This is a genomic window from Actinocrinis sp., assembly GCF_035650855.1.
GTDB lineage: Bacteria > Actinomycetota > Actinomycetes > Streptomycetales > Catenulisporaceae > Actinocrinis.
On record NZ_DASRGV010000378.1, the window covers coordinates 34,819 to 46,337 of the forward strand.

Annotated in this window: 9 protein-coding genes; 2 read left to right on the top strand and 7 right to left on the bottom strand. The window is 70.7% G+C overall.

All coding sequences use genetic code 11. The annotated features are described in order from the left end of the window. Window positions 1–18 precede the first annotated feature (18 nt). The 7 genes from VFB40_RS26615 to VFB40_RS26645 all read right to left on the bottom strand — a co-directional run bounded on the left by VFB40_RS26615 (window position 19) and on the right by VFB40_RS26645 (window position 8,508). Window positions 19–801 (bottom strand): 3-oxoacyl-ACP reductase, encoded by a 783-nt coding sequence (locus VFB40_RS26615; RefSeq protein ID WP_324855427.1) that lies wholly within the window; start codon window positions 799–801, stop codon window positions 19–21. 33 nt (window positions 802–834) lie between these two features. After that, complete coding sequence (locus VFB40_RS26620) at window positions 835–2,292, bottom strand: aldehyde dehydrogenase family protein (RefSeq protein ID WP_324855429.1); 1,458 nt, start codon at window positions 2,290–2,292, stop codon at window positions 835–837. Continuing rightward, a complete protein-coding gene (locus tag VFB40_RS26625) occupies window positions 2,289–3,053 on the bottom strand; it encodes a gamma-glutamyl-gamma-aminobutyrate hydrolase family protein (RefSeq protein ID WP_324855431.1) in 765 nt (254 codons plus the stop codon). The genes VFB40_RS26620 and VFB40_RS26625 overlap by 4 nt, the downstream gene beginning before the upstream one ends. Then, a complete protein-coding gene (locus VFB40_RS26630; RefSeq protein ID WP_324855433.1) occupies window positions 3,050–4,417 on the bottom strand; it encodes a glutamine synthetase family protein in 1,368 nt (455 codons plus the stop codon). The genes VFB40_RS26625 and VFB40_RS26630 overlap by 4 nt, the downstream gene beginning before the upstream one ends. A 2-nt stretch (window positions 4,418–4,419) precedes the next feature. Next, window positions 4,420–5,970: an amino acid permease gene (locus VFB40_RS26635; RefSeq protein ID WP_324855435.1), complete on the bottom strand. Its 1,551-nt coding sequence runs from the start codon at window positions 5,968–5,970 to the stop codon at window positions 4,420–4,422. 229 nt (window positions 5,971–6,199) lie between these two features. Further along, complete coding sequence (locus VFB40_RS26640) at window positions 6,200–6,931, bottom strand: FadR/GntR family transcriptional regulator (protein WP_324855437.1); 732 nt, start codon at window positions 6,929–6,931, stop codon at window positions 6,200–6,202. Between the two features lie 188 nt (window positions 6,932–7,119). Next, window positions 7,120–8,508 carry a cellulose binding domain-containing protein gene (locus VFB40_RS26645; protein WP_324855439.1) on the bottom strand — a complete coding sequence of 463 codons (1,389 nt, stop codon included), beginning with the start codon at window positions 8,506–8,508 and terminating at the stop codon, window positions 7,120–7,122. 717 nt (window positions 8,509–9,225) lie between these two features. Here VFB40_RS26645 and VFB40_RS26650 point away from each other — a divergent pair. Together VFB40_RS26650 and VFB40_RS26655 are read left to right on the top strand one after the other, a co-directional pair. After that, on the top strand, window positions 9,226–10,506 hold the full coding sequence (locus VFB40_RS26650; RefSeq protein ID WP_324855441.1) for a glycoside hydrolase family 6 protein: 1,281 nt from the start codon (window positions 9,226–9,228) through the stop codon (window positions 10,504–10,506). A 59-nt stretch (window positions 10,507–10,565) separates the two neighbouring features. Continuing rightward, window positions 10,566–11,519 (top strand): LacI family DNA-binding transcriptional regulator (locus VFB40_RS26655; protein ID WP_324855443.1); only part of this gene is annotated, 954 nt, incomplete at its 3' end.

Sequence of the window (11,519 nt, forward strand, 5' to 3'; positions counted from 1 at the left end):
GTACGGCGCGATAGCTTGCTAGAGCGGGGTGACGTAGGCGCCGCTGATGCCGCCGTCGACGACGAAAGTCGAGGCGGTCACGAACGAGGCGTCGTCGCTGCCGAGGAAGGCGACGGCGGCCGCGATCTCCTCGGGCTGGGCGAAGCGGCCCAGCGGGATGTGCACCAGCCGGCGCGCGGCCCGCTCCGGGTCCTTCGCGAACAGCTCGCGCAGCAGCGGGGTGTCCACCGGTCCCGGACACAGCGCGTTGACCCGCACGCCCTGCCGCGCGAACTGCACGCCCAGCTCGCGGGAGAGGGCGAGGACCGCGCCCTTGGACGCAGTGTAAGAGATCTGCGACGTGGCCGCTCCCATCAGCGCGACGAAGGACGCCGTGTTGACGATCGAGCCTTTGCGGCCTTCGGCCTCGTATTGGCGCAGCATGTGCGGGATCGCGGCTTTGCAGCACAGGTAGACCGAGGTGAGGTTGACCTCCTGCACCCGGCGCCAGGCCTCGATGCCGGTGTCGAGGATCGAGTCGTCGTCGGGCGGCGAGATGCCCGCGTTGTTGAAGGCGAGATCGAGCGAGCCGTAGGTGTCGACGGCCGCCTGGAAGAGTTCCTCCACCTGGGTCTGGTCGGTGACGTCCGTGGCCACGAAGAGGCCGTCGACCTCCTCGGCGGCCGCCTGCCCCGCGGCCTTGTCGACGTCCGCGACGACGACCTTCGCGCCCTCGGCCGCCAGCCGCCGCACCGTGGCCAGGCCGATGCCGCCCGCGCCGCCGGTGACAACCGCGACCTTGCCGCTGTACCGCTCCACCATCGCTCGTCCCTTTGCTTAGTTGTTCGCGTTGCCTCAGTTGGTCGCGATGAAGACGTTCTTCGTCTCGGTGAACGCGTCGAGCGCGTCCGGGCCGAGCTCCCGGCCAAGGCCCGACTGCTTGTAGCCGCCGAACGGGGTCCAGTAGCGCACCGAGGAGTGCGAGTTGACCGACAGGTTCCCGGCCTCCACCGCGCGCGCCACCCGCAGCGCCCGGCCGACGTCGCCGGTCCAGATCGATCCGGACAGTCCGTACGGGCTGTCGTTCGCGATGCGCACCGCGTCCGCCTCGTCCTCGAACGGCACGACGGCGACTACGGGCCCGAAGATCTCCTCGGTGAACGCGGGCGCGTCCGGGGCGATCGGGGCGAGCACGGTGGGCGGGTACCAGAATCCCGGCCCGTCCGGCGCGGTGCCGCGGAAGGCGATGGGCGTCGTGTCGTCGACGAAGGAGGCGACCCGCTCCCGGTGCGCGGCGGAGATGAGCGGACCCATCTGAGCCCCCTCCTGCGCCGGGTCCCCGACGCGCACGCCCGCGACGGCGGGTTCGAGCAGTTCGAGGAAGCGTTCGTACACGGAGCGTTCGACGAGGATGCGCGAGCGGGCGCAGCAGTCCTGGCCGGCGTTGTCGAACACCGCGTAGGGCGCGCTCGCCGCGGCCCGCTCCAGATCGCTGTCCGCGAAGACGATGTTCGCGCTCTTACCGCCGAGCTCCAGCGTCACCGGGATGATCCGGCTCGCGCACTGCTGCGCGATGCGCCGGCCGACCGCGGTGGAGCCGGTGAACACGATCTTCGCCACGTCGGGATGTTCGACCAGGCGCGCCCCGGCCACCGCACCTTGGCCGGGGAGCACCTGGAAGACGTCCGGCGGCAGCCCGGCCTCGAGGGCGAGTTCGGCCAGGCGCAGCGCGGTCAGCGGGGTGAGCTCGGCGGGCTTGAGCAGCACGGTGTTGCCGGCGGCCAGGGCCGGGGCCACGCCCCAGGAGGCGATCGGCATCGGGAAGTTCCACGGCGCGATCACCCCGACCACGCCGAGCGGCTCCTTGAACGTGAGGTCCACGCCGCCGGGCACCGGGATCTGCCGGCCGAACAGCCGCTCGGGCGCCCCGGCGTAGTAGTCGAGCACGTCGCGCGCGTTGCCCGCCTCCCAGCGCGCGTTGCCGATCGTGTGCCCTGCGTTGGCCACCTCGAGCTGGGCGAGGTGTTCGAGGTCTTCATCCACGCGCTGGGCGAAGCGGCGCAGCAGCCGGGCCCGGTCGCCGGGTGCCAGGTCGCGCCAGGCCGGGAACGCGCGCCGGGCCCGGGCGACCGCGGCGTCCACGTCCTGCGGGCTGGAGGCCGGGACCTCGGCGATCACCTGCTCGGTCGCCGGGTTGACGACTTCGTGCACGGTCTTGTCCCGCGCTGTGTTGCCATGCGCTGTGTTGTCATGCGCTGTGTTGTCGTGCGCTGTGTTGTCGTGCGCTGCCGTCTCGTGAACAGCCGAGGTCATACTCGCTCCCCCTCGCTCGCGCCGACGCACGCCGCCGCGATCAGCGCGTCGAACAGCCGACGGTCGTTGTCCTGCTCCGGGTGCCACTGCACGCCGACGACGAACTCGCGTCCGGTCAGCTGCACCGCCTCGATCGTGCCGTCCAGCGCCCGCGCGGTGACGGCGAGGCCGCGGCCAAGCCTGTCAATGGCCTGATGGTGGTAGCAGGGTACGCACACGCGGCGGCCGAGCAGCCCGCCGGGCAGCGCCTCGGGTTCCAAGGCGATCTCGATCGGACCGTACTGGGCCGGCGCGGGGCGGTGGCCCGCGTGCCCGATCTGGTCCGGCAGGTGCTGATGCAGCGTTCCGCCGCAGGCGACGTTCAGCAGCTGCGCGCCCCGGCAGATCCCGAGCACCGGAATGTCACGCTCCAGCGCGGCTTCGAGCAGCGCGAGCTCCCAGGCGTCGCGCTCGGGGCGCACCTCGGTCGTCGTCGGCTGCGGCCGCGCGCCGTACCTCGGCGGGTCGATGTCCGGGCCGCCGGCCAGCACCAGCGCGTCCAGCGGCCCGACAGTGGCCGCCGCGACGCGCGCCGAGCGCGGTCCGCCGAGCGGAGGCAGCAGCACCGGCACTCCGCCGGCGTACGCGACCTGATCCACGTAGGCGTACGGCAGCACGGCCGCGTCCTGGCGCCACACGCCCCAGGCCGCGACCTCCCGGTACGCGCTGATCCCGATCAGTGGCCCGGCACCGGCACCGGACCACTTCTCCCGCACGCTCACAGTCGTTCGAACCCCCGGTAGCGTTCCCAATCGGTGACCGCGGCGTCAAAGGACTCGATCTCGATGCGCGCGGCGTTCAGATAGTGCGCCACGACCTTGTCGCCGAAGGCGCTGCGGGCCAGGTCGCTGGCCGCGAAGCATTCGGCCGCCTCGCGCAGCGAGGCCGGAACGCGCTCGCGCTGGGCCGCGTATGCGTCGCCGATGAACTCGGGCTCCAGCGGAAGCTGCCGGTCGATACCGTCCAGTCCCGCGGCGATCATCGCGGCGATGGCGAGATATGGGTTCACGTCTCCGCCGGGCACCCGGTTCTCCACGCGCAGCGACATGCCGTGCCCGACGACGCGCAGGGCGCAGGTGCGGTTGTCCTGGCCCCAGGCCACCGCGGTGGGCGCGAAGCTGCCGGCGACGAACCGCTTGTAGGAGTTGATGTTCGGCGCGTACATGAGCGTCAGCTCCCTGATCGCGGCCTGCTGGCCGGCCAGGAAGTGCTCCATCAGCGGGGAGAAGCCGTGCTCCCCGTCGCCGGCCAGCACCGGGGCGTCGCTCTCGGTGGCGCGCAGGCTCAGGTGGATGTGGCAGGAGTTGCCCTCGCGCCGGTCGAACTTCGACATGAAGGTCAGGCTGCACCCCTGCTGCGCCGCGATGACTTTCGCGCCGGTCTTGTAGAGCACGTGGTTGTCGCACGTCCGCATCGCGTCGGCGTAGCGGAACGCGATCTCGTGCTGGCCGAGGTTGCACTCCCCCTTCGCCGACTCGACGTACATCCCGGCGCCGGTCATGCCGTTGCGGATCGCCCGCAGCAGCGGTTCGATGCGCGCGGTGCCCAGCACCGAATAGTCCACGTTGTACTGGTTGGCCGGAACCAGGTCGCGATAGCCCTTGCTCCAGGCCTGTTCGTACGTGTCCTGAAACACGATGAACTCCAGCTCGGTGCCGGCGTACGCCGTCAGGCCGCGCTCGGCGAGCCGGTCAAGCTGCGTGCGCAGCACCTGCCGGGGAGAGGCGGCGACCGGCTCGCCGCTCTCCCACAGCACGTCGGCCTGCACCCCGGCCGTGCCCGGCTGCCAGGGCAGCAGACGCAGCGTCGAGAGGTCAGGGCGCAGCACGAAGTCGCCGTATCCGGTCTCCCAGGACGACAGTTCGTATCCTGCGACGGTGTTCATCTCCACGTCCACGGCGAGCAGGTAGCTGCACGCCTCGGCGCCGTGCGCGGCGATCTCGTCGAGGAAGAACTCGGCGGACAGCCGCTTGCCCTGCAAGCGGCCCTGCATGTCGGTCAACGACAGTTCGACGGTGTCGACGGTCCCGGCCGCGGCCAGCGCGCGCAGCTCGTCGAGGGTCAGCATCCCGGGTCGTGCGGCCATGCTCAGAGAGCCTCCAGTTCAGCCTCGATGGCGGCCAGTTCCTCGGCGCTGCCCTGCACCTTCGGCCCGGTGAACCAGCGCCGCGCGGACAACAGCCACCAGGTTCCGGCGAAGCCGAGCACCACCGCGACCGCGACGACGGTGTAGTTGAAGTTGGCCTTGGTGATCGGTGAGAGGGTCGGCAGCATGAACAGGATGGTGATGAACGCGACCCAGGCCACCGCGATGATGCCGATCGGCCGGGACCAGCGGCCCAGGTGCCATGGCCCGCGCTCGAAGGATTCGCCCTGGCGCAACCGCAGGAAGGTCGGGATCACGTAGGCGATGTAGAGCCCGATGACGGCGATGGAGGTGACCGCCGCGTACGCGGTGGCGTTCCACAGGTAGGGAAGGCCGAGCAGGAACGCGCCGACCGCCGCGAGCCACACCGCGTTGGTGGGCGTGCGGGTGCGCTTGTTGATCTGGTGCCAGAAGGCGGAGCCGGGCAGCGCGCCGTCCCGGGAGAAGGCGTAGATCATCCGCGAGTTGGCGGTGACCGAGGCCATGCCGCAGAACAGCTGCGCGCCGATCGCGATGAGCAGCAGCAGCTTGCCGCCGGTGGCGCCGACCGCGTCGATGAAGATCTGCGCCGGGGGCACGCCGGTGGCCGAGCCCGCCTCGCCGGAGTAGTTCTGGATGGCGAAGGTGATGCCGATCAGCAGCACCCAGCCCGCGCCGAGCGAGACCAGGATCGACATGACGATGCCGCGCGGACCGCTGCGCGCCGCGTCCTTGGTCTCCTCGGTCATGTGCGCCGAGGCGTCGTAGCCGGTGAAGGTGTATTGCGCGAGCAGCAGGCCGAGCAGGGCGACGTAGAGCCCTGAGGTCCAGCCGGTGTTGTTGACGAAGTGCCCGAACACGAAGGAGGCGGACTGGTGGTGGGAGGGGGCGATGGCCAGCACGCCGACGATGATCAGCACGCCGAGCAGGTGCCACCACACGCTGACCTGGTTCAGGATCGCGACCAGGCGGACGTTGAAGGTGTTGAGCAGTCCGTGCAGCAGCAGCACGCCCGCGAAGATCAGGATCGTGTGTCCCGGCGTCGCGGAGAGGTTCCACTGCAGGTTGGCGAAGGCGGTGATGAACAGCGCCGCGCCGAAGTCGATGCCCGCGGTCACCGCGACCTGGCCGAGGAAGTTGAACCAGCCGGTGAACCAGGACCAGGCGGCGGCGTTGCGCCCGGCCAGCTTCGCGGACCAGTAGTACAGGCCGCCCGCGGTCGGATAGCTGGAGCAGACCTCAGCCATGGCCAGGCCGACCAGCAACGTCATCAGGCCGACGATCGGCCAGCCCCACACGATCATGACCGGGCCGCCGGTGCCCATGCCGAAGCCGTAGAGGGTCAGGCAGCCGCTCAGGATCGAGATGATCGTGAAGGATACCGCGAAGTTGGAGAAGCCCGACATACTGCGCGAGAGCTCCTGCGCGTAGCCGAGCTGGTGCAGCCGTTGCTCGTCCGCGGTGCGTTCGGCTGACGGGTGCGGTGCGTCTGTGGAGGGGGTGTCAAGAGACATGCGCGACTCCCGGGGGCGGGCGGTGCGGGATCGGGCGGCACATAAATGGACGATCGCTCGTCCTTTTATTGCTCCTAGTGTGGTGGGATCCGGCGCGCTGTCAATAGGGGGACGGCGCGCGGCCTCCGGAAGTTAACTCAGGTCATTGATTTTTTGCGCGGCGGTTTCGAGCCGTGCACCGCGTTAGTCCAGACGCCGTAAGCCCAAGGCGGTGCTGATACAGACTCCGTCAGTCCAGGAAGCCGCGCAGCAGCACCTCGGTGCCCTCGAGGTGTTCCGCCATCGCGCGTCGCGCCGCCTCGGGATCGCCGCCGAGGATGGCCGCGACGATCCGCTCGTGCTGCACGGCCGTGTGCTTGAGGTTCACCTGGAGCATCGGTATCGCGTCCAGCAACGCGTTGATCCGCAGCCTGGCCTCACCGACCGCCGCGGCCAGGGCGCTGGATCCGGACAGTTCGGCGACCGCGAGGTGGAAGCGGGTGTCCGCGAGGCGGTAGTCGGGCAGGTCAGCCTCCTCCGCGGCGACCAGCCGCTCGGTGAGCAGCCTGCGGTACGCCGGCTCGAGCGCGCGGCCCGCCGCCGCTTCGGCCGCGCCGGTTTCCACCACGCGGCGGAAGACGAGGGTGTCCTCAAGGCCTCCGGGCAGGTCGGCCAGCGCGTCGCGCAGTCCCCCGGTCTTTGCGGGGGCGGGCACCTTGAGCACATAGGTGCCGCCGGAGCGGCCGCGCCGGCTCTCCACGATCCCCTCGGCCGCCAGCACCCGGATCGCCTCGCGCAGGGTGTCCCGGCTCACGCCCAGCGTGCCGGCGAGTTCGCGCTCCGGCGGCATCCGCTGGCCCGGCGGCACCGCGCCGAGTTTGACGGCCCGCAGCAGCTGCTCGACTGTCTCCTCGAAGGCGTTACCCGCCCGCACCGGCTGGAATGCGACGATCCCGCCCGTGCTCCCGTTGGACGCAGTCACCGCCCGACCGCCCCTCTCGCAAGGTCTGTTCGTCGCCCATTGTTCCGGCTGGTCGGACCGCTGTCCACGCGGTCGGCCGCGGCGCCTTTCCACCCTGCCTGAAATGTTCGCGCCCGAGTGGCGAAGGCCGCCCGCCCGGAGACGGGTTCCGGGCGGGCGGCCTTGTGGGTTCTGCGTCAGGCTTGCCCTCAGCTCGCCGTGCAGCTCAGCGTCGGAGACGGATTGCTGCCCGAGTAGTTGGCCTGGAATCCGAACGAGGTGTTCCCGCCGCCGGCGATGGAGCCGTTGTAGCTGGCGTTCGTGACCGTCTCGCTCTGTCCGCTGTGGCTCTCCACCGCGTTCCAGACGTTGGTGATCTGCTGGTTGCCGCCCCAGTTCCAGGTCACCTTCCAGCCGTGGGTGGCCGCGCTCCCGCTGTTCGTCACCGTGACGTTGGCGGTGAACCCGGTGCCCCACTGGTTGGACACCGTGTAGGCCGCGGTGCATCCGCTGCTGCCGCCACCGCCGCCGCTGCTCGCGGACGTCGTGGCGGTCACGCCGGACGACTGCGAGGAGACGTTGCCGGCCGCGTCATAGGCGGCGACCGTGTATGTGTACTGCGTCGAGGCGGACAGGCCCGTGTCAGTGAACGACGTTCCGGCGGTGCTGCCGACCTGGGTGCCGTTGCGGTACACCCGGTATCCGCTCACGCCGACGTTGTCTGTGGACGGCGACCACGAGAGCGAGGCCGAGGAGCTGGTCACGCCGGTGACCGACAGGTTGCCCGGCACGGAGGGCGGAGTCGTGTCCCCGCCGCCGCTGCTCCCGGTCGAGGCGCTGACCGAGAAGCTGTTGGTGCCCAGGCCCTGGCCGCCCTGCCAGATCTCGAAGCCGGCCTCGACGTCGATCAGGTAGTGGTTCGGGTTGATCGAGCCGCGCGCCACCGCGTCGTTGAACATCGCCTTGAGATCGAGGTTGGAGACCGAGGTGGCTCCCGGGTTCAGCACGTAGGAGATGATGTTCCACGAGGTCTGCCGGCCGGTCCACACGTTCCAGTTCATGCCGGCGATGTTCGCGCTGCCGGTCTGCGAGCCGAAGGGCTGCACCCCGCCGCGGCTGTTGATCCAGATCATCACCTCGGTGCCGTCGGGCTGGCCGCTGGTGGTGGGCGTGGAGTTGAACCAGATGTCGTAGGAGACGTCGTACGCCCCGGAGGAGGGCTGGGTGGTGCTCCACGACGAGGTGGCGCTGCCCAGCTTGCTCATCTGGATCGGCATTCCGCTGTTGCCTGTGCACAGGCCCCAGTGGCAGCCCTTGAAGATGGACGGGTAGGTGGCCGGCGCGCCGTTCGTGCCCAGGTTGAAGTTGGCGGTGCTCACGTTCCACGCGGTGCCGCCCGTGTACGTGATGCACTGCTGCGCGCTGGAGTTCCACTCGTTGGCCTGGATCATGTAGTCCCCGGCCGCGATCGTGCCGGTTCCCGAGCAGGTGGTGGTGGCGGCCTGTGCGGCCGGTGCGGCGGCCGTGGAGACCGCCGCCGCGACGGCGATCGCCAGCGCCGCCGCCAGTGCGCGCGGCCGCAGGAGTCTGTGTGACATCCGGTTGTCATCCCTTCAATGGCCCGCCGAGGCGGTGGCGGAGCGCCGGGGCGCTCACGCTGCTGACTCGTCAGGCGATTACTGGCGCTTGCTGGTGATGGGATGTGCTGGTCGGCGTACACCGCATCGCTGGGGGAAGGTGCCAAGTCCGCGCCGGAAGCTCAAGAGCGGGACCGACTGCGGCCGCGGCGGCTGTTCGCTGCTCCGAGTCGAACAGCGCAGCTCAGAGCGCGGCTCGGGGCGGCGCAGCTCCGGGGCGGCGCCGTGCCGTGGTCCGAAAGTTACACGGTGCGATGGCGGCTCGAACCGGCCGCGCATGACCGCGACGCCCGCCGGAGCCCCACAAACAGCCGCCGACTGGGACAGGACTGGAAGCGCTCCCAGCGTCGTCCAGTCGCCAGAGTGCCCGCGATCCAGCGTGGATGAGCTGGCGCCCCGTCGCGTCACCCATCGTCGTGGATAGCCGACTCTTTACAGCGATCTGCGTTGTCGCTAGGGTCCGCCTGGAAGCGCTTCCGGCCTTGTGCAACCGGAGCTGCCAGTCCCTCCCCGACGGCCCCCAGGCGATCGGGGAGGGGCACGATGCAGCCGGTCAGCGGTCAACCAAACCCAGCGAACGCCGTCCCGGTCGGTCGCACGGAAGGCGTGAGAGCGCTCTCACGCCTGCTTGCACTGCACCCCTCTTGTCCCGTTGCGCCGCCCGAAAGGAAGTCCCCCTTGAAGGTTCACCGGCTCAAACCCGCCCTGGCCCTCGCCGCCGCGGCGCTGGCGCTCGGTTCCGCGCCCGCCGTCGCGGCGACGCAGACCGCCGACCACACACTCCCGTCGGACTCCCGCTTCTACGTCGAGCCGAACAGCGACGCGGCCAAGCAGGCGCTGACCGATGTGAAGGCCGGCGACCTGCGCGGCGCGCTGACGATGGCGCAGCTGGCCAGCTGGCCGGAGGCCACCTGGTTCACCAGCGGAACCCCGGACCAGGTGGCGCAGCAGGTCAGCGCGCTGATGCGGGGTGCCCGAGCGCAGCGGGCCGTACCCGTGCTGGTCGCCTACGACATTCCGCTGCGCGACTGCGGGCAGTACTCCAGCGGCGGCGCGTCCTCGGACGCCGCCTACCGCCAGTGGATCGCGGCGTTCGCCCACGCCATCGGGCAGGCCAGGGCCGCGGTGGTCCTGGAACCCGACGCGCTGGCCAACCTGCCGCAGGACTGCGGGCCGACCACGGACCCGACCGGCGCACTGACCGCTGCGCGCATGGCGGACCTGCGCTATGCCGTCTCGGTCCTCGAAGCGCAGCCGCGTACGGCGGTCTACCTGGACGCCGGCAACAGCCAGTGGCACGCGGTCGGCGACATCGCCCAGCGGCTGATCGACGCGGACGTCGCGGACACGCAGGGCTTCTCGCTCAACGTCTCGAACTATCAGCCCACGGACCAGTCCGACCACTACGGCACCTGGGTCTCGAAGTGCATCTGGTTCGCGACCCAGGGCCCGAGCTGGGCGATCGGCCACGCCAGCTGGTGCGCGAGCCAGTACTACTCCCCCGCCGCGCCCAACGACGGCCTGCCCGGCGACTCGGTCTCGTCCACCGATCCGAGCACCTGGCACTGGACCGACGACTGGTTCACCCAGAACACCGCGGCCGCGCCGACCGCGCAGCTGACCCACTTCGTCGTGGACACCAGCCGCAACGGACTCGGCGCGTGGACCCCTCCGGCGGGCACCTCGTACCCTGATTCGCAGACCTGGTGCAACCCGCCCGGCCGCGGCATGGGCGCGAGGCCGACCGCTAACACCGGCGTGCCGCTGGCTGATGCGTACCTCTACATCAAGACGATCGGCCAGTCGGACGGCAGCTGCACCCGCGGCACCGCCGGGCCCGGCGACCCGGTCTACGGCGGCACCGTCGACCCGGCGGCCGGGGTGTGGTGGCCGACGCAGGCGATGACGCTCGCCGGCAACGCGGTACCCGCCCTCAGGTTCAACTTCGATCTAGGCTGAGCGCAGCACCCGCGCACCGCTTCAGCCCTTCGCGCCAGCCCAGGAAAGGACCCGCCTACGTGGAGACGCCGACGCGCCGACCGACCCTCGACGAGGTCGCCTTGCGCGCCGGTGTCTCCCGCTCGGCGGCCTCGCGCGCCATCAACAACGCCCGGCACGTGAGCCGGGCCACCCGCGAGGCCGTCGAGCAGGCGATCCAGGAGCTGGGCTACGTGCCCAATCCGAGCGCCAGGGCCCTGGCCACCCAGCAGGCCACGGCCGTCATCCTGGCCGTGTCGCACAACGACCCGGCGCTGTTCGCCGACCCGTTCTTCGGCCAGATCATCGTCGGGATCAGCGCGGCGCTGGAGACGACGGACCTGGTGCTGATGCTCGCGCTGGCCAACTCGCCGCACGGGCGGGAGCGGGTCCAGCGGGTGCTGCGCTCCCGGCGGGCCGACGGCGTCATGCTCCTGTCGCTGCGCGGTGACGACCCGCTCTACCGCCTCACCGAGCAGCTGGGCCTGCCCGTCGTCATCGGCGGACGGCCGCTGCACGGCGAACCGGCCTGGTACGTCGACGCGGACAATCGCGGCGGGGCCCGGCTGGCCACCGAACACCTCATCGCGCTCGGCCGCCGCCGGATCGCCACCATCACCGGCGAGATCGACTCCCGGGCCGGCGCCGAACGCCTGCGCGGCTTCCAGGAGACGCTGGCCGTCGCAGGCCTCGACAACACGTTGATCGAGTACGGCGACTTCACCGAGGAGAGCGGGGTCCGCGCCACGGCCCGGCTGCTTGCCGCTCACCCGGACATGGACGCGCTGTTCGCCGCCTCGGACAGCATGGCGGCGGGCGCGATGCGAGCCCTCAAGGCGCACGGCCGCTCGGTACCGGCCGACGTCGCCGTCGTAGGGTTCGACGATTTGCCCATCGCCCGCCACACGGACCCGCCGCTGACCTCCGTCAACCAGCCTATTCAGGCGCTGGGACGCGAGATGGCCAAGATGCTGATCGGCTTGATGAACGGGGAG

What these genes read in the sequence shown, in the direction of transcription:
- VFB40_RS26645 (WP_324855439.1), bottom strand. Translation starts at nt 8,508, where the DNA reads ATGTCACACAGACTCCTGCGGCCGCGCGCACTGGCGGCGGCGCTGGCG.
- VFB40_RS26635 (WP_324855435.1), bottom strand. Translation starts at nt 5,970, where the DNA reads ATGTCTCTTGACACCCCCTCCACAGACGCACCGCACCCGTCAGCCGAA.
- VFB40_RS26630 (WP_324855433.1), bottom strand. Translation starts at nt 4,417, where the DNA reads ATGGCCGCACGACCCGGGATGCTGACCCTCGACGAGCTGCGCGCGCTG.
- VFB40_RS26615 (WP_324855427.1), bottom strand. Translation starts at nt 801, where the DNA reads ATGGTGGAGCGGTACAGCGGCAAGGTCGCGGTTGTCACCGGCGGCGCG.
- VFB40_RS26620 (WP_324855429.1), bottom strand. Translation starts at nt 2,292, where the DNA reads ATGACCTCGGCTGTTCACGAGACGGCAGCGCACGACAACACAGCGCAC.